The organism is Roseibium salinum, assembly GCF_026240905.1.
GTDB classification, from domain to species: domain Bacteria; phylum Pseudomonadota; class Alphaproteobacteria; order Rhizobiales; family Stappiaceae; genus Roseibium; species Roseibium salinum.
The window spans coordinates 35490-57418 of record NZ_JAPEVI010000002.1 but is presented as its reverse complement, the minus strand read 5'-3'; the positions used below and the strand labels follow the sequence as shown (position 1 = coordinate 57418).

The 21929-nt window shown below is 60.7% G+C and carries 20 protein-coding genes; 17 read left to right on the top strand and 3 right to left on the bottom strand.

All coding sequences use genetic code 11. From position 1 onward, the window contains the following. Positions 1-88 precede the first annotated feature (88 nt). A complete protein-coding gene (locus ON753_RS02635) occupies positions 89-376 on the top strand; it encodes a hypothetical protein (protein ID WP_265961006.1) in 288 nt (95 codons plus the stop codon). A gap of 930 nt (positions 377-1306) precedes the next feature. Further along, on the top strand, positions 1307-2197 hold the full coding sequence (locus ON753_RS02630) for a universal stress protein (RefSeq protein ID WP_265961005.1): 891 nt from the start codon (positions 1307-1309) through the stop codon (positions 2195-2197). Here ON753_RS02630 and ON753_RS02625 read toward each other — a convergent pair. After that, positions 2194-4938 carry a cation-translocating P-type ATPase gene (locus ON753_RS02625; RefSeq protein WP_265961004.1) on the bottom strand — a complete coding sequence of 915 codons (2745 nt, stop codon included), beginning with the start codon at positions 4936-4938 and terminating at the stop codon, positions 2194-2196. The genes ON753_RS02630 and ON753_RS02625 overlap by 4 nt on opposite strands. 284 nt (positions 4939-5222) lie before the next feature. Between ON753_RS02625 and ON753_RS02620 the strand changes: the two genes are divergently transcribed. The 7 genes from ON753_RS02620 (at position 5223) to ON753_RS02590 (ending at position 11112) form a co-directional block, all read left to right on the top strand. Beyond that, positions 5223-6041, top strand: coding sequence for a universal stress protein (locus ON753_RS02620; protein WP_265961002.1), 819 nt, complete (start codon positions 5223-5225; stop codon positions 6039-6041). Positions 6042-6369: 328 nt separating this feature from the next. Further along, positions 6370-7194 (top strand): universal stress protein, encoded by an 825-nt coding sequence (locus ON753_RS02615; RefSeq protein ID WP_265961001.1) that lies wholly within the window; start codon positions 6370-6372, stop codon positions 7192-7194. Positions 7195-7608: 414 nt separating this feature from the next. After that, entirely contained in the window at positions 7609-8145 is a 537-nt protein-coding gene (locus tag ON753_RS02610; RefSeq protein ID WP_265961000.1) for an Hsp20/alpha crystallin family protein, read from the top strand. 279 nt (positions 8146-8424) lie between these two features. Continuing rightward, positions 8425-8922, top strand: coding sequence for a DUF1772 domain-containing protein (locus ON753_RS02605; RefSeq protein ID WP_265960999.1), 498 nt, complete (start codon positions 8425-8427; stop codon positions 8920-8922). A gap of 285 nt (positions 8923-9207) precedes the next feature. After that, positions 9208-9747, top strand: a complete 540-nt coding sequence (locus ON753_RS02600) for a sigma-70 family RNA polymerase sigma factor (protein WP_265960997.1) — start codon at positions 9208-9210, stop codon at positions 9745-9747. Beyond that, complete coding sequence (locus ON753_RS02595) at positions 9732-10457, top strand: anti-sigma factor (RefSeq protein WP_265960996.1); 726 nt, start codon at positions 9732-9734, stop codon at positions 10455-10457. The genes ON753_RS02600 and ON753_RS02595 overlap by 16 nt, the downstream gene beginning before the upstream one ends. Before the next feature lie 91 nt (positions 10458-10548). Then, positions 10549-11112: a fasciclin domain-containing protein gene (locus ON753_RS02590; protein ID WP_265960995.1), complete on the top strand. Its 564-nt coding sequence runs from the start codon at positions 10549-10551 to the stop codon at positions 11110-11112. A 78-nt stretch (positions 11113-11190) separates the two neighbouring features. Here ON753_RS02590 and ON753_RS02585 read toward each other — a convergent pair whose 3' ends face one another. Continuing rightward, entirely contained in the window at positions 11191-12033 is an 843-nt protein-coding gene (locus tag ON753_RS02585; protein WP_265960994.1) for a beta-keto acid cleavage family enzyme, read from the bottom strand. A gap of 92 nt (positions 12034-12125) precedes the next feature. On the opposite strand from ON753_RS02585, the gene ON753_RS02580 reads away from it, so the two are divergent. From ON753_RS02580 to ON753_RS02550, 8 genes are all read left to right on the top strand, one after another. Next, a complete protein-coding gene (locus tag ON753_RS02580) occupies positions 12126-13034 on the top strand; it encodes a MurR/RpiR family transcriptional regulator (RefSeq protein ID WP_265960993.1) in 909 nt (302 codons plus the stop codon). Beyond that, a complete protein-coding gene (locus ON753_RS02575; protein ID WP_265960992.1) occupies positions 13031-14368 on the top strand; it encodes an aspartate aminotransferase family protein in 1338 nt (445 codons plus the stop codon). Before ON753_RS02580 ends, ON753_RS02575 begins: the two co-directional genes overlap by 4 nt. Before the next feature lie 134 nt (positions 14369-14502). Next, the gene (locus ON753_RS02570; protein WP_265960991.1) at positions 14503-15465 is read left to right on the top strand and encodes a TAXI family TRAP transporter solute-binding subunit; all 963 of its coding nucleotides are present in this window, start codon (positions 14503-14505) and stop codon (positions 15463-15465) included. A gap of 166 nt (positions 15466-15631) precedes the next feature. Further along, positions 15632-16276, top strand: a complete 645-nt coding sequence (locus tag ON753_RS26660) for a hypothetical protein (protein ID WP_323054667.1) — start codon at positions 15632-15634, stop codon at positions 16274-16276. Then, complete coding sequence (locus ON753_RS02565) at positions 16183-18258, top strand: TRAP transporter permease (protein ID WP_323054666.1); 2076 nt, start codon at positions 16183-16185, stop codon at positions 18256-18258. Before ON753_RS26660 ends, ON753_RS02565 begins: the two co-directional genes overlap by 94 nt. A 31-nt stretch (positions 18259-18289) precedes the next feature. After that, positions 18290-18721, top strand: a complete 432-nt coding sequence (locus tag ON753_RS02560; RefSeq protein WP_265960990.1) for a universal stress protein — start codon at positions 18290-18292, stop codon at positions 18719-18721. A gap of 376 nt (positions 18722-19097) precedes the next feature. Next, entirely contained in the window at positions 19098-19700 is a 603-nt protein-coding gene (locus tag ON753_RS02555) for a calcium-binding protein (protein WP_265960989.1), read from the top strand. Between the two features lie 612 nt (positions 19701-20312). Then, positions 20313-21083 (top strand): Crp/Fnr family transcriptional regulator, encoded by a 771-nt coding sequence (locus tag ON753_RS02550; protein ID WP_265960988.1) that lies wholly within the window; start codon positions 20313-20315, stop codon positions 21081-21083. A 22-nt stretch (positions 21084-21105) separates the two neighbouring features. Here ON753_RS02550 and ON753_RS02545 read toward each other — a convergent pair whose 3' ends face one another. Further along, on the bottom strand, positions 21106-21678 hold the full coding sequence (locus ON753_RS02545; RefSeq protein WP_265960987.1) for a hypothetical protein: 573 nt from the start codon (positions 21676-21678) through the stop codon (positions 21106-21108). Positions 21679-21929: the final 251 nt, after the last annotated feature.

The window sequence follows — 21929 nt, the reverse complement described above, 5'->3', positions numbered from 1 at the left end:
AGTCATGACGGGATCCCGGTTCGATGACGGTCTTTTCCAAAGCCGAGACACCAAGAGAAATGGCTGGGGGCCGAAACGGGAGGGATACATGAGTACCCTTGCAGCACAGGTCCGATACGATGACGAAACAGAGCGTGGAGAGGCCCGATGGCCCGATTTCCGCATTACCTTCTCTGAAACTACTGGATGGCGGATAGCCGTTCTCTCCTGGCAGGCCAGCAGGTGGCTCAAGGAGAGCTTGACCACCAGGCGGTTCGCCAAGGCCGGCGACATGATTCAGACGGACATCACCGGCGTAAACTACCTCCTGCACAAAGCCCGTTGCGACGGTCTGAAAACCGAATATGTCGGCAAGCTTCAGACCGTCGAATTCTGACGCGACGCGGCCCGGGTCGGGCCGCGCAATCCTGCTCCGTACCTTGGTCCGGAGCAGGCTGCCCCATCAGCGGTTGTCTTAATCTTGCCAAAACACGCAAAAATTGTTCATGATTAGACGTTCCTGTGACCGCTTCGCTCAAACGATCCCAACATTGTCACGAGACTTCCTCACCGCCGTCGCAAGGCCGGCGTGAACAACTCGCATTGTTGGAATGTTGCGGATCGAAGATGGCGGCGCACCTAACCACAGTGGAACGAGGGGCTTATGCAGCACGCCCGGATCGTCCCTGTGAGCCTGCCACGGCAACCAGCCGGATGCCTCCTCCGCGGACGGACATCGAAGACGTCCGTGCATCCGGCAGAAGGCCATCACCGGTCGGTCACGCCGGTGATGGCCTTTTCGACCGGGGTTCACAAACACAGCTCAGCGCAGCCAATATCGCTTCAGTCCGAAAACGACCCGGGCGCAGTATCTGCAGATCTCCGAAAGTAAACGTCTCTCTTAACTGCCTTTTAGTTGGCCATATATTGCTAGAATTATGACCTCAAGCTGCCATCGTTGAATGAGACCCTTGAACAATCGACAACCTACTCTTTGAAGTCGCAAGAATTCGGGAAGAGGTATGTCGTAGGTCTGGCCGCCGGGTCGGATTGCTTGAGTGAGTGCGCCAGCTGTTATTCCCGAAATCTACCGGGAGACGGCACGCCTGAACCTTGTTTCCCTGCCTGAGGTCAAGGCGCGTAAAGCGGCTGGCGCACTCCATTCAACCCGCATGCGTCCGATGCGGCGCAGGTTGCTTCAGCAAAAGTCCGGCGCCCGTCACAGTCGGCTTTGGCTCGTTCACCGTGCCGGCCACCCTGCAGCCGCGTCCTTCGTGGTGGTGCGCTACTTCGGTGCGACAAGCCTTTACGCATGCGAGGCAATACCATGAGCATCAAGCGCATTTTCCTTCCGATTCCGGGGAACACGAACCCGGTCGAAGAAATCCAGCTCGCGCTTTCGGCGGCGACCTTCCTTGAAGCCCATATCGAAGCGCTTTTCATTTCAGAACCGCCGCAAGCGCCGACGGTCCCGCAACGGGGTGTGCCTTTTTCCGAATTCTCGGGCGTGAACCAGTTCCAGGACGTTGCTGTCGAACATGGGCCTGCAGAAGCCGGTGAACGAGCCGCACGGGACATGCGCGAGCGGTTTTCCAGGGCCTGCGGCCTGAACCATATCCCCCTCATCAGCGGGGGCACCGCGATAGATACCTTCCCGAGCGCCCGCTGGATGGAAACCGATGGCGACTATTCCTCGATCACCATCAATCGGGCGGCAGCCTTTGATCTGGTTGTCGCGGGAAGCGAAGTGGTTGCCCAGTCCTTGAGAGAAGTCGCCGAAATCGCTCTGCTGCGCACCGGGCGCCCGGTGCTTCTCGCGCCCATGGCAACGGGCAGGGCTCTCAACGAAACGGCGCTGATTGCCTGGAAGAACAGTCCGCAATGCTGGCACGCGGTAAGCGCGGCCATCCCGTTCCTGCAGCGTGCTCACGGCGTGGAGATCGTCAGCGTCGGCCATGAAGACCAGAACATCGGCTTTGCGCACAAGGATCTCATCGATTACCTGAGTTGCCACGGCGTGACCGCGACATCGAGCATGATCGGCGGGAGCGACCGCTCGGTCGGCGAGACGCTCCTGGCGGAAGCCGGCACCCGCAATGCCGGCTTGCTGGTGATGGGAGCCTATTCCCATAGCCGCATACGGGATTTTCTGATCGGCGGCGTGACGAAGCACGTCCTGGCAAACGCCGCGGCGACTGCCGTCCTGATGGCGCATTAGCCGGGGGCCTGCGAGCGCAATGTCGCGTGTGGTTTCCTGCCGGCAACCCGTTCCGCCGTTCTCAAATGGGACATCAGGACGAAAACCTGCCCGACTGCGAGCGGCAGGAAACTCATGGTGCAGGCAAGAAAAAGTCCTTGCGGGCCGGGCGAGGGGAGCCCCAGAACACTGGAGAGCCCGGGATTGCCGACGGCAAATGCGATCAGGCCAAGACACAACACAAGCGCGCCCCAGACGTAGGGGTTGCGCGTGATTTCATTGACGAAAAACTTCATCGAAGGACGTCTCACGTTGAAAACGTTCCAGAGCTGGGCGAGGGCCAGCGTAAGGAAAGCAACCGTTACCGCCTTTCCCGGATCGAGATCGAGCTGAAACAGCGCCAGGGCAAAGGCGGCAAGGGTCGCAAGAGTGATCGCCGCGCCGAGCAGGCCGATAAGCCACCATCTTGGAGCGTCCACCATCGGCTCGTGCGGGTCGCGGGGCGGCTGGCGCATGATTTCATCGTCTCCCTTTCCTAGTCCCAGGGCGAATGCCGGAAAGACGTCGGTCACCAGATTGAGGAACAGGATCTGCAGCGGCAGAAGTGGCACCGGTAGGCCGATGCCGACCGCGATGCCGACGACAAGCACTTCGCTCAGATTGCACGACATCAGATAGACCACGAACTTGCGGATATTCTCGAAGATGACGCGCCCCTGCCGCATGGCCGCGATGATGGTGGCGAAGGCGTCGTCCTTCAGAACGATGTCGGCGGCCTCACGGGCGACCTGTGTGCCGCGCAGCCCCATGGCAATGCCGATGTCGGCCTTTTTCAGCGCCGGAGCGTCGTTGACGCCGTCGCCGGTCATGGCGACCACATGGCCGCTATGCTGGAAGAGGGACACAAGCTTCAGCTTGGTGTCGGGCGCCACGCGCGCGAACACGTCCGTCTCGCGCAGGCGTTTGCGCATCGCCTCGTCGGGGGTTTCGGGATCGAACTCCGCAAGGTCGCGGCCTGCCATCACCTTGAGGTCGTCCGTTCCAAGACCTGCGTCCCGCGCGATCTTTGCTGCCGTATCGGCGTGATCGCCGGTCATCATCACAACACGCACACCGGCGTCCTGGCTTGCCCTGATCGCCGCAGGCACGTCTTCGCGAAGCGGGTCGAGCAGGCACACGAGCCCGACAAGGGTCAATCCGCCATAGGGATCTTCGGCGTCCGAATTCGCGGTCTTCATCGCAAGAGCCAGCAAGCGCTGTCCGGACCTTGCCGCACGCCCGTTGCGCGCATGCCAGCCGTCGGGATCCCTTTCGCTCATCTCCCGGACACCGTCCTTGGAGAACAGCTTGTCCGATGCTTCGATCACAGATTCGGGGGCTCCCTTGACGGCGTAGACGAATTGACCCTCATGCGCATGGACAGTGGCCATCATCTTGCGGGACGGGTCGAATGCATATTGCTTGACCTCTTTAAACTCCTTTCGGAGCGATGAGCGCGTGACACCGGCATTGGTAGCTATTGCAAGAAGCGCGAGCTCCATAGGGTCGCCGATCCGCGTTCCAGCGTCACCGCTTCCCACCTCTGCGGTGTTGCAAAGAACACCAATCCTGAGGGCCCAGTTCAGATCCTCCGTTTCGGCCGGATCGAGCTCCCGGTCATCTGCGCTGAAACGGGCATTTTCCCCCTCGCCCAGGACATCGATATCCCGATCGGCAAGGATGTATCCGACGGCCGTCATGCGGTTTTCCGTCAATGTGCCGGTCTTGTCCGTCAGGATCAGCGTCGTCGCGCCGAGCGTTTCCACGGAGGACAACTGGTTGACGAGGGCGTTGCGCGCTGCCATGCGCCACATACCGCGCGCCAGGCAGAGCGTGGCGACAACCGGCAGGCCTTCGGGGATCGCCGCGACCGCAAGGGCGACGCCGGTCTTGATCATCTCGGGGGTCGAATGCCCCCACATGATGCCGGTGACGCTGGTCAGGGCGGCCAGCGCAAGGGTGAGCCAGACCAGCTTGTGGCCCAGTTTGTCCAGGCGCTTTTCCAAAGGCGAAGCTTCCGACACCGCCTCCTCCGCAAGCGCGCTTATGTGTCCGAGTTCCGTTGCCATTCCCGTGGCCACGACGATGCCTTCTGCCAGACCCTGCGTGACCGCCGTGCCGCTGAACGCCATGTTGGCGCGCTCAGCGAGGCTGGTATCGGCGGCGATTTTCGAGGCGTGCTTGGCCACGGGCGCGGATTCACCCGTCAGCAGGGACTCGTCGCAATAAATGTTCGAGGCGGAGACGAGGCGCATATCCGCGGCAACGATGTCGCCGGCGTCAAGAACGACGATGTCGCCCGGAACAAGACCGCGTGCGTCGACCTCCTTCACTTGGCTCTCCCGCCTGACGCGCGTGCGCACCTTCGTGATGCGGGAGAGGGCTTCCATCGACCGGGCGGCACGAAGTTCGGTGAAAAACCCGATTGCGCCATTGAGGATCAGGACGACAGCAATCGCGACCGCGTCCGCAACGTCGCCCAGGACGAGCGACATGACCGCAGCCGCGCAAAGCAGCCAGACGATGATGCTGGCGAACTGGTGCGCCAGAATTGCGAGAGCGCTCCTGGTTTCATGACCGCGGAGCTGATTTGGGCCGTGAACCTGCCGCCGACGGGAGGCCTCTTTCGACGAGAGGCCGCGCGACGGTCGGGTTTCAAGCTCTCCCGCAATCTCTTCGGCATCCCGGGCATAGGGCGCTTCCAGGCGTCCGGTCGATTCCATTGGTTCCAGGCGTCCCATTCATGCTCGGCGAAGACGGCGGTCGATTGCGGATCGCAAGCGCCCCGTCCACTTTTGGGCGTTTCGACCAGCGCGCCAAGTAGGTGTCATTCCTTACAGGGCCTGCACGTCCACATTCGCCGGTTGCGACCGTCCGGGTTCTGGCGCCTGTAAGTATTTGATACCAGTTGTCCAAAGACCATTCACCCGGCGATACTGTCTCATCCCGGCGGCGCTGTGCCGCCCTTTTCGAAGTAGCGCCGATGCCCATCAAGACCATACTTGCAGTGACAGAATCCAAAACCGCTCTTGAGAACCTCGAGACGGCCATTTCCGTTGCGAGGATCTGCGATGCCCATCTCACCGTCCTCAATGTCAGCGAAGTGCCACAACTGCCCTTCTATGGATATGGAGGGCAGGGCTATATCGAGGTCTGGGCAAAGGAATGCGACCAGCGGCGGGTCGATTTGACGTCCGTGACCGACAGGCTGCAGGCGAGGCTTGCTGCGGAAGACATTTCCTTCGACATCCGCCCCTGTCTGGCCTCCACCGAGCGGGAGGACGACGTGGTCGCGCGCCACGCGATCTACTGCGACCTGGCATTGATGCTGCGGTCCGGGGAGCGGGAACTGACGTCGATCGAACGCAACGCAATCGACGGCGCCCTGTTCGATTCCGGCAGGGCTGTCGTCTACGTTCCCAGAGCCTTCAAGGCGAACGCTTTCGGTGAACGGGTGGCGATTGCCTGGAACGCGCGCCGCGAGGCGGCGCGCGCCGTCTCCGATGCCATACCGTTCCTTGCCAGGGCCGGCGAGGTCGACATCTTTGTCGTTGACCCGGAGGTCGGGAACGAGGATCACGGCGAGGAACCGGGCAGTGACATTGCGCTCGTGCTTTCCCGGCACGGTCTGAAGGTCACCATACATAATATCGCCTCCGCCGGCCGGCCGGTCTCCGAAGCGCTTCTCGATACGGCGCGCGAACTCGATATCGATCTGCTGGTCATGGGGGCCTATGGCCATTCCAGGCTGCGGCAGAACATTCTTGGCGGCACGACACGGGAAATGCTGGAAAACAGCAGTATTCCGCTTCTCCTTTCGCATTGACGCGCATCAAGGCGGCACGCGCCCTTCGGGAGTAGGAATGAACCGGTTCATCCGAGGGCACTTCCATGGCTCACAAGAAAGTCCTTTTCCGTCCTGCAGCACGTGAAAAAGCCTGCATGACGTGCCAGCGGCCTTCCCCTAGCCGAGGCCACGATGATGGAAATACCGGAGCCTCCAGAAGAGAGAATGATTGAACCTGAAATGACGGTCTGATCGCGCCAACGGCGCCTGTCCCAAGCAGAATAAACGGAGTGAGCGGCGGACCGAAAGCGCTTCGATGAAAGCCGCTCCCGGCGGCCGCGGGAATCTCCCGAGGAAAGGGTATGCCATGTTCTACAATACCATTCTGGTTCACCTGGATATCGACCACCCGTCCGTGGAGCGTATCCGGATTGCATCGCAACTGGCCGACGATTTCGAGGCGGATCTGATCGGCTTCTGCGCCTGCGACACCTACATGCCGCCGTCTGTGGCTGTGGAGGGTGGCTTCGAAGCGCAGTTCTTCGCCCAGCAGAGGGACGATATCCAGCGCCATCTCGCAGAGGCTCGGGCGTGCTTCGAAGAGGTTGCCGGAGACAGCGAGCGGGCATCCTGGCGCGGCCTGGTAGGCGATCCCAGCAGGCTTCTGGCAGACCATGCAAGGGCCGCCGACCTGATTGTCACCGGGGTCGGGGAAAGCGGCGTCATGTCGGACGGCTACCGTTCGGTCGATATCGGCAGCCTGGTTCTTTCCGCCGGGCGGCCTGTTCTGCTGCTGGCGCCCGAACAGTCCACTTTTGAAGCAGAGCGGGTTCTCATAGGCTGGAAGAACACCCGCGAGGCCCGCCGAGCGGTCTCCGATGCTCTGCCGGTGTTGAGGCGGGCTTCCGATGTGCTGGTGGCCGCCGTCGAAGAGGACAACCGGGAAGAAATGAAGGACAGCGTTGCCGATGTGGTTCGCTTTCTCATGAAGCACGGCGTCAAGGCGCGTTCAGAAGTTCTGTCGGCGTCGAAACATGTCGGCGAGGTGCTGGTCGAAACCGCGCACGCGATGCAGGCCGGTCTCATCGTCTCGGGCGGTTTCGGTCACAGCCGTATGCGTGAATGGGCATTTGGCGGCGCCACCCGGACCATGATCTCCGATGAGTCGATACACCGACTGCTGTCGAACTGACATATGGTGGAACTGGAAAGAAGGATCGGGTTCCTTTCCACGGCGGAAGCCTATGGCTCCGCGACGCGGCATGTCGAAGTGCGCGAAACACATATGGCCTGAGTGTTCCTCGTGGATAGGAAAGCCTGCTAGCTCAAGAAGCCGGTCAAATACGCAAACGCCTTACCAGTCGATTTTCCCGGGCAAGCCTTGATCCCCGTCAATGATGATAACGCGGAAGCGGTATTTCATGAAGACGCCTTCGGAAACTGGCGGACAAAGGCCCCGTCAAATACCCCATGACACGACCACACGCCCGGTCCGAAGAGCCGGCCCGTACACCGGTCAAGCGACTTCCGGGTCGGATCAGATTGGGTTAGCGGGGATCGCTCCCTCACGGATGACGACCGCCGCCGAGAAACGTGGAGTAATGTCATGGCAAAGACTGTCACCAAACTGCCGGTGAATAAGGCGGACGAAAAAGCTGCTGCGACGACGAAAGAGCATTGGTCGCCGTTCGAAACCCTCCACCGCGAAATCGACCGTCTGTTCGATAACTTCCACCCGTTCGGCGGACGGCGGGCACAGCGTCCTTCCCTGTTCGACATGGAGGCCGATTGGCCGCGTGGAGCATGGACTTTCGCACCTGCGATCGACCTGGTCGAGAAGGGTAAGGGCTATGAGATCACGGCTGAATTGCCCGGCATGGAAGACAAGGACATCGACATCAAGGTGTCCAACGGCGTGATCACCATCAAGGGCGAAAAGAGCGAAGAAAAGGAAGAGCGCGAGAAGGAATACTACGTCTCCGAGCGCCGCTACGGCTCCTTCCAGCGCAGCTTCTCTCTTCCCACGGGCGTTGATGCGGACAAGATCGAGGCAACGTTTGGCAAAGGTGTCCTGACCGTAAGCCTGCCGAAATCCGCAGAAGCCAGGAAACAGGAGAAGAAGATCGGCATCAAGGCCGCATGAGCCAGAGCCTCAAGCCGGGCGAAATCTCCGATTTGATTTCCTTAAAGGCAAACCGTGAAGGCGGTTTGCCTTCACGTCGCATGTCCCGCGAGAGGCTGCCGGCCGCAACGAAAACAGCCCTTTGACGCCCCGCACCCGAATGCGACCACCGGATGGCTGGATCAGCCGCCGAGAGGGGGACCATTTCCGAGCGGACCCCGCGCGGGGAACATTTCGATTTCGAAAACGTTCCGGCCGCAAGTAACCTTGCGTACACGCGTGAACTGAACCCGGGCCGAAATGTTCGAACTGCTCCAGGTATTGACCGTCATGATCGTTGCGCTGCCTGCGGCGCTTGCCGTCGCGCATGCTCTGGAGCTTCCCGGCAAGATGCGGCTGGACGAGGAGACGTATCGCGCCGTGCAGCGTATCTACTATCCCGGTTTTACCTTCGGCGGTGCCGCTGAGCCCTTGAGCATCATCGTGACCGCTCTCCTGCTGTTTCTCACACCGGCGGGCACGGCTGCCTTCTGGCTCGTGCTGATCGCGCTTGTCGGCATGGTTCTGACGGTGGCGATCTACTGGCTGGCGGTCCATCCCGTCAACAAGTACTGGATGGAAGGCCAGGCTGTGTCCGCGTCCGGCTCGGCTTTCTTCGGGACCGGCTCCAAGCAGGTCGGACAGCAACCGGCGTGGACGGACCTGCGGGACAAATGGGAATACGCCCACGCCGCCCGGGCGGCGACGACAGTCATTGCATTGCTCGCACTGGTGATTTCCCTTCTCGTCCAGCCGTGAAGTCCTCGGGACGATCGGGTTTTTATGACCGGGTGGCACGTAGGGGAGCCGAGTAGGTCCGGCACCATTCGGTCGGCCATGGACCCGGTTCGGATGGAGAAAAGTTTACAGGCTGGCCGAACCCTCGCCGGCCCATAGCACTCCGGAAACTGCCCCAACCCCTCTTTGAATTCCTTCGGGCTGCCTCATATAGTGACGCACCCCTGATGATTTGTCGCCGGGTCAAGACGTGCGTCTTGGAACGAAGATGACAGGAATTCGCTCGGACGTGCTAATAGGACATTTATGACGCCGGATGACCTAGGTAGAATGATCGCACGGATCGCGATGAAGGATCGCGCCGCATTCGATCAGCTTTACAATCGCACCAGTGCGAAACTATTCGGCGTCTGCCTTCGTGTCTTGAATGATCGTGCGGAAGCGGAGGAAGCCCTGCAGGAGGTGTTCCTGAAGATCTGGACCAAGGCCGACCGCTTTTCCGTCTCCGACCTGAGCCCGATCTCCTGGCTTGCAGCCGTCGCACGCAATCACGCGATCGACCGGCTGAGAGCGCGCCGCGTGTCCGCAGTTGACCTGGACGATGCGCAGAGCGTCGCCGATCCGGCGCCCGGTCCGGAAACCCTTGCGCTTGCGGGCAGCCAGAAGGCACAGATCGACGGCTGTCTCGATGAACTGGAGAATACGCGGGCGGCCGCAATCCGCGGCGCCTATCTTGATGGTATGAGCTATGCCGAGCTCTCCGAACGGCATGAGGTGCCGCTCAACACGATGCGGACCTGGCTGCGCCGCAGCCTGGTGAAACTGAGGGAATGTCTCGAGCGATGACGCCGGTGGACGAAAACAAACGGGAGCCCGGAGGCGACGATATGGTTGCCGCCGAATACGTTCTCGGCGTGCTTCCGGCGGAAGAACGGCTTGCCGCGGCACGCAGGATCGAAACCGACGCGGATTTCGCCCGGCTTGTCGAGACGTGGGAACAGCGGTTTTCTCCGCTGTCGGAGGAGTTTGCCGAAGTCACGCCGCCCGCTTCGCTCAAGGCGTCACTCGATCAGAGGCTGTTTGGCCGCGGCGAACAACAGGCCCGGCCCGGCCTTTGGGACAGCCTCGCCTTCTGGCGCGGCCTTGCGGCCGCCTCGCTCGCGGCGCTGGTGGTTTATGTCGCCGTCACCACGATGTGGACGCCGCCGGATGCGCCCGCGGACCAGCTCGTGGCGTCGCTGGCCGCACAGGACAGTGACGTCCACTATGTTGCGGTCTACGACCCGGTGCACAGCCGTGTCGGCCTGTCGCACGTGTCCGGGGCGCGGGCATCGGGCCGCGACTTCGAACTCTGGGTGATCGACGGCGGGGCCCCTGTGTCGTTGGGCGTCATTCCGGTGGGTGCGAGCGTGGATGTGTCGGTGCAACGGCCGCATCGCGAGCTGCTGGCGAAAGAAGATGCCGCCCTGGCCGTCAGCCTGGAACCCGAAGGCGGATCGCCCACTGGGCAGCCGACCGGACCGGTGGTGGCACTCGGCAATCTCAACAAGATCTAAAAAAATTCAGCGGCGGCTGAAACTTTCCCGTTCGACCGCTCGTGTCTTCTCTCGTTCCACGTAAACGGAACGCAATTTGAGGAGACACAGAATGTTCAAACGCACACTGACCGTATCGTTCCTTTCCGGCGCCGCCGCGCTCGCCATGCTCGCCGGACCCGCCAGTGCCGATAACCCGATGGTCGGCGGCGCGGCGATGTATGCGGACAAGAACATTGTCGAGAATGCCGTCAATTCGAAGGACCACACCACGCTGGTTGCCGCGGTCAAGGCAGCGGGACTGGTCGAAACGCTCCAGGGAGACGGTCCTTTCACGGTTCTGGCACCGACCAACGCCGCCTTTGAGAAGCTGCCGGAAGGCACGGTGGAAACGCTGCTGAAGCCGGAGAACAAGGACCAGCTCGCCAAGATCCTGACCTGCCACGTCGTGGGTGCCGAAGCCATGTCCAGTGACATCAAGACGATGGTGGACGACGACAACGGCGCACATCCGGTCAAGACCGTCGGCGGCTGCACCTTTACCGCCAAGTATGAGGGCGACGCGATCATGATCGAGGACGAAAACGGCAACACGGCCACAGTGACGATCGCCGATGTCGACCAGTCGAACGGCGTGATCCACGTCATCGACACGGTGCTCCTGCCTAAGATGTGATGACACATACGGATCGCGCGGCATCTGCCGCGCGATCCGTCTTCACGTGTTCCGTGTGCCGCCGCTGATGCGTCGGGTCTATCCGAGAGACCGTGTGATCTTTGCGCGCAGGGCATCCGCGTCGGCGAGGCCGATGCCGCAGCTGTTCACCGACGCGGCGAGGCTCGCGACCAGCGCCTTGTTTCCCGGCGCCTCCCGGCCATCGGGCAGCACGGTGTTGTTTTCAAAGCCCGTGCGCACGTTCCCGCCCAGAAGCGCCGCCGCGGTCAGGCACGCCGTCTCGTAACGCCCGAAGGCGCAGGCGGTCCAGTGGGAGAAACGCGGCTGGCGGGCATCCAGAAACGGCAGCAGGTCGCCCGGCGTTGACGTCTGGGAGGCCGTGTAGCGCCCCAGGACGTAAAGCACCGGAATGTCCTTGTAAGGGAGATCGCCCCGCTCGCGCAGGTCCGCGAGGCGCGCCGCCTCCAACGGATCATAGACAATGATCTGCGGCAGTACCTTTTCCCTTTTCATCCAGTGGAGCAGTTCGAGAAAGGCCGGAAGGTCGTCTTCGGAGGGAACCAGTTCCCGGTAGGCGAGCGAGGCGGCTTCCGGGCGGGTCGCCTTCACCACCCGGATCTGCTCGCCGGGACTGTAGATGCCCAGGGCCTCGCTGGTGATCTGGATCAGCAGCCTGTCGCCGACTTCCTGCCGGACCGCATTGATCACTTCGCGATAGGCATCGGCATCGAGGAGATGGCTGCCGTCGGCCTTGCGCACATGTGCGTGGATCATCGCGGCACCGGCTTCCAGGCAGGCTTGTGCGGTTTTTGCGAGCTCGCCCGGGCTGAGGGGTATGGCCGGATGATCGGCCTTGGTCTTGCGTCCGCCATTGGGCGCGACCGCGATTGCCACGCCGGGCAGGGGCATCACGTCAGTCATTTCTCAAGCCCTGAATATGATCCATTTGTTGTCTCATTACCAATATTGAAACAAATGTTGCAACATCCAAAAATGCCGCTAGGATCCGCAAAATGGAACGGCCGCCGCTTGCAGCACAGATCATCGCGTCCTTCGAGGGATTTTCCGCGGAGGTCGGCAAAGCTGCGCGGTTCGTGATCGACAATCCCCGCGACGTGGCGCTGCTGTCCATGCGCGAGCAGGCCCGCCGTGCGGGCGTTCAACCCTCGACCATGACACGGCTGGCAAAACAGCTCGGCTTCGACGGCTATGATGCCGTCCGGGACGCCTACGCCGAAGAGATGCGCAATCCGGCCGTCGGTTTTGCCAGCAGGGTGCGCGATCAAAGGCGCCTCCAGCATGTCGCCGGCGACCAGGCCCTGGCGGCGGACATCGTCGCTTCCTTGTCACGCCAGATCGAGGCCATGTCCGCGCCGGAGCGCCTGCAGCAGCTGGTGGAAGCGGCGAAGCTGATTGCCAGGGCACGGCGCGTGTTCTGCGTCGGGCTCAGGGCCAGCTACCCGATTGCCTGGCAGCTCCACTACATCCTTTCCCTTCTCGGCGACAAGGCACTCATACTGGACGATCTCGCCAACACGGGAGCGGACAGGATCCGGTTTGCGGGCAAGGAAGACGTGATCTTTGCCGTCACCGTCATGCCCTATACCCGGCTGACGCTCGATATTGCCGACTATGCCGATTCCATGGGCGTGCCGATCGTTGCGCTGACCGACAGCCCCGTCTCCCCGCTCGCCAAGCGCGCGGCCACCACCATCATCGTCACGACGGAAAGCCCGTCCTTCTATCACACGATGACACCGGCCTTCGCCCTTGCGGAAATCCTGGCCGTCCTGGTGGCCGGTCATGGCGGCGAGGAGACGCTGGACGCCCTGAAGCAGGTGGACGCCTACCACGCCAGCCTCGGCACCCACGCCACATCCCGCTCCTATCCAATCGCCGCATCACCCAAAAAAGACCGATGACCCATCTTCTCCACCGCGCCATTCATTCCAGGCTTCCCGTCGCCGTTCGCGGCGAGGGAATTTACATTCACGACAGCGAGGGTAAGGCCTATATCGACGCCTCGGGCGGCGCTGCCGTCTCCTGTCTCGGCCACAGTCACCCGGACGTCCTGAAGGCGCTTCATGAGCAACTGGACGCGATCGCCTATGCCCATACCGGCTTCTTCACGACGGATGTGGCGGAACGGCTTGGCGACCGGCTGATCGAGGATGCGCCTGCGGGCCTCGAAAAAGTCTATCTGGTCAGCGGCGGTTCGGAAGCCGTCGAAGCGGCCCTGAAGATGGCGCGCCAGTATTTCGTTGAAACCGGCGAACACGGGCGCCGCCACGTGATTGCGCGGCGTCAGAGCTATCACGGCAACACGCTGGGGGCCCTGGCGGCCGGCGGCAACGAATGGCGCCGCACGCAATTCAGGCCGCTGCTGATCGAGACCCATCACATTTCGCCCTGCTATGCCTACCGCCATCAACATGAAGGGGAAACGGCAGAGGAGTATGGTGAGCGCGCGGCCCGGGAACTGGAGGAGAAGATCCTGGAACTCGGCGAAGACCTGGTCATGGCCTTCATTGCCGAGCCGGTGGTCGGCGCGACCAGCGGCGCGGTGCCGCCGGCACCCGGCTATTTCCGAAAGATCCGGGAGATCTGCGACCGTTACGGCGTCCTTCTGATCCTTGACGAGGTCATGTGCGGCATGGGCCGCACCGGCACCCTCCATGCGTGCGAACAGGAAGGCATCAGCCCGGATCTCATGACCATCGCCAAGGGACTGGGTGGCGGCTACCAGCCGATCGGCGCCGTGCTGCTGAGCGGCAGGATCTTCGAGGCCTTTGAACAGGGATCCGGCTTTTTCCAGCACGGCCACACCTATATGGGCCATCCCATGGCCGCCGCCGCGGGTCTTGCCGTGCAGGAGGTCATTCGCCGGGACGGTCTCCTGGCGAATGTCGTTGCCATGGGCGAGCACCTCGCCGACGGCCTGGCAAAGCGCTTCGGCCAGAACGCCAATGTCGGGGATATCCGCGGCCGGGGATTGTTCCAGGCCATCGAACTTGTTGAAAACAAGGAAACAAAGGCACCGTTCGATCCTGTGCTCAAGGTCAACGCACATATCAAGCGGGAGGCCATGGACCGTGGCCTCATGGTCTATCCCATGGGGGGCACGATCGACGGGCGTGAGGGAGATCACGTCCTGATAGCTCCTCCCTTCATCTCAACGAAGGGAGATATCGAGGCGATCGTCGACCGTCTCGGCGCTGCAGTCGATGCAGCGATCGGATCAACCGGCAGAACATGAACAAGAGGAGGTTATAACCGGAGACAGCGTGCGGCAACATGATCGCATCTAAGGACTTTCACTGCCAGTCATGGTTGTGTTTAATGGCGACTGGACTGCAACCGTCGCCACTGCAAAGAACAGGGGAAACCACTATGAAGTTCAAGCAAACTGCAATCGCCGGGGCATTGGCACTCGGCCTTACAACGTCCGTTGCGGGCGCCGAGGAATTCATTTCGATCGGAACCGGCGGCGTTACCGGCGTGTACTACCCGACCGGCGGCGCGATCTGCCGTCTGGTCAACAAGGACCGCAAGGAACACGGCATCCGCTGCTCCGCGGAATCCACCGGAGGCTCCGTCTACAATATCAACACCGTACGTGCAGGTGAACTGGAATTCGGCGTTGCCCAGTCCGATTGGCAGCATCACGCCTATCACGGCACCTCCAAGTTCGAAGAGCAGGGGCCTTTCGAAAAGGAACGGGCTGTCTTCTCCGTTCATCCCGAGCCGTTTACGCTTGTCGCCCGCAAGGAAACCGGCATTTCCGGTTTTGAAGATCTCAAGGGCAAAAAGGTCAATGTCGGCAACCCCGGCTCCGGCCAGCGCGCCACGATGGAAGTTGTCATGGACGCTTTTGGCATGACCATGGATGACTTTGCCCTGGCTGCGGAACTGAAGGGCTCCGAAATGGCCCAGGCGCTCTGCGACGGCAAGATCGACGCCATGATCTACACCATCGGTCACCCGGCTGCGGCGATCACGGAAGCGGCGACCACCTGCGACGTTGAACTCGTATCGGTCGCGGGCGAGCCGATCGACAAGCTGGTCGAGGAAAACCCGTACTACCGCATCGCCACCATTCCGGCAGGCACGTACAAGGGCACTGATGAAGACGTGACCACCTTCGGTGTCGGCGCAACCTTCATTACCTCCGCGGACGTCTCCGACGAGGTCGTCTATACGGTGGTCAAGGCCGTGTTCGACAACTTCGACGCCTTCACGAAACTGCATCCTGCCTTCGCCAACCTGAAGGAAGAAGAGATGATCAAGGACGGCCTGTCCGCTCCGCTTCATCCGGGTGCCGAGAAGTACTATACCGAACGCGGCTGGATGTAATCCACGCCGATTTCGCCGGGCGGGGTTCTCCTGCCCGGCATTTTGTTTCTATCATCCAAAAACAATGACAAGCGGCCTTCTCCGGAAAAGGCTGCAGCCGGGCGAATAACCCGGCCACGAGGGGCAACGCACTCTGAATTGCCGGGTGCAGGTGGAGGGACGAAGCATGTCTGCTGAAAACGACACTCGGCGAAACAAGGACGTCGATGTGGATATGATGGTTGCCGAGGTCGAAACCGGCGCGCGATCGGCCGCCGGAACCGCCGGCACGTTCATTCTCGCGCTCGCGTTCGTCTGGTCCGGTTTCCAGCTTTATATCGCCTCCAACATTCCCTACGTTCTGACGGAACTGCTTGGCGTCAACGTGGTCTTCAACAACCAGGAGGCCCGCCAGTTCCATCTGGCCTTTGCACTCGCGCTGGCCAGCCTGGCCTATCCGCTGTTCAAATCGGCTCCCCGCGACCGGGTGCCGTTCTACGACTGGATCCTCGCCATTCTCGGGGTCTCGTCCTGTCTTTACCTGTTTTTCTTCAAGGAAAGCATCGCCAACCGGGCCGGCCTGCCGACGACTTCCGACATCATCATTTCCATCATCGGCATGACAAGTCTCGCCCTTGCGGTCTACCGGTCGCTCGGACTGCCGCTGGTAATCGTGGCCTCGGTCTTTGTGTTCTATGTCTTTTTCGGCCACGTCGACTTCATGCCGGATGCGATCCAGTGGAGGGGGCGTCCCTTGGCAAGGCCATGTGGCATTTCTGGATGCAGTCCGAGGGGGTTTTCGGCGTTGCCCTCGGCGTTTCCGCATCCATGATTTTCCTGTTCGTGCTTTTCGGCTCCCTCCTGGAGAAAGCCGGCGCGGGCAACTATTTCATCAAGCTTGCCTTCGCGCTGCTGGGCCACTTGCGCGGCGGGCCGGCCAAGGCGGCCGTCGTCGCCTCGGCGCTTTCCGGTCTCTACTCAGGTTCGTCCATCGCCAACGTGGTGACAACCGGCACGTTTACGATCCCGCTGATGAAACGCACCGGCTTCAAGGCGGAAAAGGCGGGCGCCGTGGAAGTCGCATCCTCCACCAACGGCCAGCTCACTCCACCCGTCATGGGCGCCGCCGCCTTTCTGATTTCCGAATTCACCGGCATATCCTATCCCGAACTTATCAAGCACGCCTTCCTGCCTGCGGTCATTTCCTACATCGCGCTTGTCTATATCGTTCACCTGGAAGCGCTGAAACTCGGGTTGCAGGGCATGAAACGCCCGACGATTACCGCAACCATCGCTCAACGCCTCTCCGGGGTTCTGTTCGGTTTCCTCGCCATGTGCATCCTTGCCGCAGTGGTTTATTACGGTCTCGGCTGGATCAAGGTGGCTTTTCCGAACCTCACCTTCACGGTTGCCTCCGTCATTTTCCTTGCCGCCTACGTTTTCCTGATCGGCCTGGCGTCGCGGCACCCCGAACTGGAAATGGACGACCCGAACGCCCCGCTTGAGGAATTGCCGCGGGCCTGGGATGTCGCCGTCACCGGCTTCCACTTCATATTGCCCATCGTCGTTCTGATCTGGTGCATTCTCATCGAGCGGCTTTCGCCGACCACCTCCGCCTATTGGGCAACCATCGCCATGCTTGTGATCGTGCTGACCCAGCGGCCCCTTAAGGCACTCTTTCGGGCAAGCGGTGACATGGGCAATGCCTGGAAGCAGGGTGGACACGACTTCGTCCAGGGCATGATCGCCGGAGCCCGCAGCATGATCGGCATCGGTGTCGCGACGGGCGCAGCAGGCGTCATTGTGGGCACGGTGTCGCTGACCGGTCTTCACCAGGTGGTCGGTGAATTCGTGGAATTTCTGTCCGGCGGAAGCATCATGGTCATGCTGTTGCTCGTGGCGGTCATGAGCCTGATCCTGGGCATGGGGCTACCGACGACGGCCAACTATATCGTGGTCTCATCCCTCATGGCACCGGTGATCGTGGCGGTGGGGGCCCAGAACGGGTTAATCGTGCCGCTCGTTGCCGTTCATCTCTTCGTGTTCTACTTCGGCATTCTGGCCGACGACACGCCTCCGGTGGGCCTGGCGGCCTTTGCCGCCGCCGCGATATCGGGAGGCGATCCGATCCGCACCGGGATCCAGGGCTTCGCCTACGATATCCGCACGGCTCTCCTGCCCTTCCTGTTCATCTTCAATACCGAGCTGCTGCTGATTGACGTCGGCCCGGCGAAGGCGGTTTTCATTTTCATTGTCGGGGTGACCGCAATGATGCTCTTTGCCGCCGCGACGCAAGGTTATTTCCTGGCGCGAAGCCGGATCTGGGAGACGGTTGCCTTGCTCCTGGTCGCCTTCACGCTGTTCCGTCCCGGCTTCTGGCTCGATTACGTCCAGCCGCCATTTGTCGACCGGCCGGGAACCGAGCTCATTGAACTGGCAGGTGAGGTCGAGGACGGGGGGACGCTCCGGATGGTCGTTTCAGGGCCTGATTTCGACAACCCCGACAAGATCAGGGATCTGACGCTGGTCGTTGAACTCGGCCCGAAAGCCGAAGGGACCGATCGTCTCTTCAATGTCGGCCTGATGGCGATGGAGGACGGGGACAAAATGATCCTGGAAGAACCCCTTGCCGGAACTCCCTATTTCCCTCAGCTCAAGGGCTATGATTACTACGGCGACGAAAGCGTGGTGGTCTCCAAGATCCAGTTGCCTGCGGAACGGATTGCCAAGGAAGTGTTCTACATTCCCGCACTCCTGCTTCTCGGCCTCGTGGTGCTGATGCAGCGCCGCCGTCAGACAGTGCCCGCATTCTAAACGCATCTCGCTCCAAAGCAGGAGAACACCAATGCCTGGAAGAATCCTCGTATCGCTCGACATCGCCGAACCCGAAGACGCGAAAGGGCTTCTGAAATCAGCCGAAGAGCTGGCGGGCCTTCGAAAGGACGAGCTTCACGTGGTGACCGTGGTACCCACCTATTCCATGCCGATCGTCGGGTCCTATTTCCTGCCCGGCGAGGAAGGAAAGGTCCTTGACCGGGCAAGGCAGGCGCTGAAGAATTTCCTTTCCGAACACGCGGCGGATCCCGAAAGCGTCAAGGGCCATATCGTCCATGGCACCATCTACAGCGAGATCATGAAGGCCGCGGACAATCTGAACTGCGACCTCATCGTGCTCGGGGCCCATCGGCCGGAGCTCAGCGACTACCTGCTCGGCCCGAACGCCGCCCGGGTGGTCCGCCACGCCAGGCAGTCGGTCTATGTGGTGCGGCATCAGTGACGGGCTGACGGCACGCATGCTGCCGAACTGCGCCTGCAACAACTCGATAACCGGAATACGCTCACTTGCGGGCCTGCCCGAATGCAGCCGCTGTCGCCTGACTGCCATTCTTGCTGCCTTTTCGGACGTGCAGGGGTCAAATGGCGAGCTAAAATAACTCAAAATTCGAAGTATATTTTAAGCAATGCATGCGAAAATAACTTGTAACGAATTTAATAGTCTTCGTTTTTTACTGAAATGAACACAATTTGGACTCCATTATCTGGAGAAATTCTATAGTGTATATTGTGCGCTGCCGCAGAGGCGGCGCGCTCCACGGTCACGACCAGCCAACGGTGCCGGACCACACCCCTCCAATGAACAGCGGGACAGTTACATGGCAACAATAGAAGGCAGTGCCTTTCAGGACTTCCTGGAAGGCACCCAATCTCACGACTTCATATTCGGCTTGGAGGGCGACGATGTCCTCTTCGGAAACGGCGGGCGCGATACCCTCTTCGGAGGCGACGGCGATGACGTCCTGTCCGGCGGCAAAGGTCACGACGTGGTATTTGGCGAAGGCGGTGACGACGTGCTCTCAGGCGACAAGGGCCACGATAGCCTTATGGGCGGCGAGGGTAACGACTACCTTGCCGGCGGCGACGGTCATGACATTCTCTTCGGCAGTGACGGCACGGACATCCTGGACGGCGGCGCCGGCCATGACGTTATGTTCGGAGGCAGCGGCAGTGATGTATTCGTGTTCACCGGCGGCGGCGGTCACGATGCGGTCATGGATTTCGAAGCCGGGGACATGTTGCAAATCTCCACAAACATCAACGATACCGGCATATCGTCGCCGGCCGATGTCGCCGCAAGGGCAACCCAGGTGGGCGCCGATACCGTGATCGATCTCGGTCACGGCGACACGGTGACGCTCAACAATGTTGACGTGAATGACCTTCAGGACAATCCGGACGGCTATTTCGTGATCTCCTGAACGGAGGAAGGGCGGGGCATCCAGGCGCCCTGCCCAGGCCCTGCAGGCAACAGCGTCCGGAACTCGACCGACAACCACACATCCGGTTGTCGGTCTTTCTTTTTGGTGGTTCCAATACCTGCGCAGGCAGGTGCCATCTTCTGTCAGCGCGCGTCGCCGGGCACATGGCGCGCAGGCCTGGAAACGAGCGGACGCAAGGTCAATGAGCAGAACCTTACGTCATCGGGGTCGAATAACATAACCCGTGAAACACAAAGTGGCTGCCCTGATCGCCGTATTTGATACAATTGTCAGTAAATATGCTATGCTTTCCAAGTCATGAGTTTATTCATGAACAAAATAAAAAATTGAAATTGCGGTTTCTGAGCTCGAAGTGCTTACGGGTGCAGCGGCCGTATGGTGTGTGTAGGACAAAAAGTGCAACGTTACGATCCAATCCGCCTTTCTGGTTCAGAAGGTCCGCATTGGACTGTTCTCATGTAGCTTTACATGACGACGGTTGATCATTCTCGCGTCGATCGATGACAATTCCGGCTTTTCGGAAATGTCCACGGGCCGCGGGAACTTGTTTGTTGCTCTTTCGGTTTTATTACATCGGTTGGAGAGCAGACAATGCATACTATTGCCAATTTCAAAAGAAAGCTCGACGCTTTCTCCACTATTCCGCCCAATGAATTTGCCGCATTCGCGCGTGTCCTTGGAAGACCCAAAATACTGGAAAAGGGTGAGGAGTTGCGTTTCAGGCAGTCCGGCCGGCAGAAGGCGTTTCTTGTCGCCGAAGGCTGGGCTTTCACGTTCAGTATGCTCGCGAACGGCGCGCGCCAGATCGTCGACATTGCGGTGCCGGGCGATATTGTCGGCTTGCGTGGTCTGATGCTGCGCAGCGCAGACCTGAGGGGCTCCTTGCTCAACGTGTCCGCGGTTCACGAGCTCGATTCAAATACGCTGCTTGACTTGCTCGACGAAACGCCCCGCGTTGCTGCCGGCATTCTCTGGTCGGGTTCGCGAGACGAGGCTCTGCTTGTAGAACGTCTCGCCAGCGTCGGCCGGCGTCCGGGTGCCGAGCGGGTCGCGCATTTTTTCCTCGAACTCAAGGCCCGTCTTCAACTGATCGGCAAATGCTCCGGGAGCATCTACGCTTGCCCGCTCAGTCAAAGCCAGATCGCCGATGCGCTCGGCCTGACACCGGCACATCTCAACCGCGTGCTGCGCTATCTGCGCGAGACCAATCTGTTTCACATCCGTCATGGCGAAGTTGAAATCGTTGACGAGGAGCAGGCAGCGCTCTTTGCGCAGTTCGACGGCCGTTATCTTGATCAGAACTGGTCGCCGCCGTCGTCTGTGCTGCCGCAGCAGCATTCGTCATCGTTTCAAGGACCGTGATCCAAGGCGCGACAACAGCACTTTATACGTCCCGTTGAGCCGGCTTTCCTTTTGCGCAGGCCTGCTCGAGCCTCGGCAGGAACGTCCAGATGTCGCGATTGAGTGTTTTGAGGTCCTGGATCGCCTTGACCATCTGTTTCATGCGCAACTCGTCCATGGGTTTGATCTCACCCCACTTCAACTGCCCCTTCACCTCTTGCAGCTTCATGGATTGCGTCTGGGCGATTTCACCATTTGGCCCAAGTGAATAAAGGCAGTGATTGAACTCGTTGCGTACCCGGCTGGCCTTGTTGAAGCGCCGGATCAGGCTGTCCAGCTCCTTTGCCACCGTGGCGTCCTGGACCTTGACGCGGGCGAGACGCTGGATGACGTCGAGGCGCGCCCGTGTGGTATTCAGCGTGCTGAACACGACGGCTGCCGAAACCTCGTCCGTCTGCAGCAGGATGGCGAGAAGATAGATGAACAGGCTCTCGTTGTTCGACCAACTGAACACCAGGTTGCCGATCAGAGCCAGGACGGTCGTCCGCTGTTCTGCGGTCGTCGACGCGACTGCGTCGATGCTGGCGAAGTCCGGGCTTTGCGGAAGGTGGGGCATGGCGTTCTCGCACTTTTCTGGCTTGGGTATTACCCTTGATGTGATCCGGTTCGAAACCGGCGGAAAGGATTGAGGGACGTCAACATTGGACGAGGCTTCGTCCGGAGAGCGCATGCTGACTTCAGGTGAGCAGTGGTTGACCAGCGCAGACGGCGGGCCAGCTCGAAGATTTTCCAAGATTTGCGCTGTGCCGGTACCAACGCATGACTTTGGTTCCGGGCAAAGGTGTTCTTAAGGGCCCGTCTTGGAGG

Excerpts from the sequence above, each read along its gene's own strand:
- ON753_RS02595 (WP_265960996.1), top strand. The coding sequence starts at position 9,732 with ATGTCTCGAGCGATGACGCCGGTGGACGAAAACAAACGGGAGCCCGGA.
- ON753_RS02615 (WP_265961001.1), top strand. The coding sequence starts at position 6,370 with ATGTTCTACAATACCATTCTGGTTCACCTGGATATCGACCACCCGTCC.
- ON753_RS02585 (WP_265960994.1), bottom strand. The coding sequence starts at position 12,033 with ATGACTGACGTGATGCCCCTGCCCGGCGTGGCAATCGCGGTCGCGCCC.
- ON753_RS02555 (WP_265960989.1), top strand. The coding sequence starts at position 19,098 with ATGGCAACAATAGAAGGCAGTGCCTTTCAGGACTTCCTGGAAGGCACC.
- ON753_RS02550 (WP_265960988.1), top strand. The coding sequence starts at position 20,313 with ATGCATACTATTGCCAATTTCAAAAGAAAGCTCGACGCTTTCTCCACT.
- ON753_RS02545 (WP_265960987.1), bottom strand. The coding sequence starts at position 21,678 with ATGCCCCACCTTCCGCAAAGCCCGGACTTCGCCAGCATCGACGCAGTC.
- ON753_RS02610 (WP_265961000.1), top strand. The coding sequence starts at position 7,609 with ATGGCAAAGACTGTCACCAAACTGCCGGTGAATAAGGCGGACGAAAAA.
- ON753_RS02630 (WP_265961005.1), top strand. The coding sequence starts at position 1,307 with ATGAGCATCAAGCGCATTTTCCTTCCGATTCCGGGGAACACGAACCCG.
- ON753_RS02625 (WP_265961004.1), bottom strand. The coding sequence starts at position 4,938 with ATGGAATCGACCGGACGCCTGGAAGCGCCCTATGCCCGGGATGCCGAA.
- ON753_RS02590 (WP_265960995.1), top strand. The coding sequence starts at position 10,549 with ATGTTCAAACGCACACTGACCGTATCGTTCCTTTCCGGCGCCGCCGCG.
- ON753_RS26660 (WP_323054667.1), top strand. The coding sequence starts at position 15,632 with ATGTCTGCTGAAAACGACACTCGGCGAAACAAGGACGTCGATGTGGAT.
- ON753_RS02605 (WP_265960999.1), top strand. The coding sequence starts at position 8,425 with ATGTTCGAACTGCTCCAGGTATTGACCGTCATGATCGTTGCGCTGCCT.
- ON753_RS02570 (WP_265960991.1), top strand. The coding sequence starts at position 14,503 with ATGAAGTTCAAGCAAACTGCAATCGCCGGGGCATTGGCACTCGGCCTT.
- ON753_RS02580 (WP_265960993.1), top strand. The coding sequence starts at position 12,126 with ATGGAACGGCCGCCGCTTGCAGCACAGATCATCGCGTCCTTCGAGGGA.
- ON753_RS02560 (WP_265960990.1), top strand. The coding sequence starts at position 18,290 with ATGCCTGGAAGAATCCTCGTATCGCTCGACATCGCCGAACCCGAAGAC.
- ON753_RS02575 (WP_265960992.1), top strand. The coding sequence starts at position 13,031 with ATGACCCATCTTCTCCACCGCGCCATTCATTCCAGGCTTCCCGTCGCC.
- ON753_RS02600 (WP_265960997.1), top strand. The coding sequence starts at position 9,208 with ATGACGCCGGATGACCTAGGTAGAATGATCGCACGGATCGCGATGAAG.
- ON753_RS02635 (WP_265961006.1), top strand. The coding sequence starts at position 89 with ATGAGTACCCTTGCAGCACAGGTCCGATACGATGACGAAACAGAGCGT.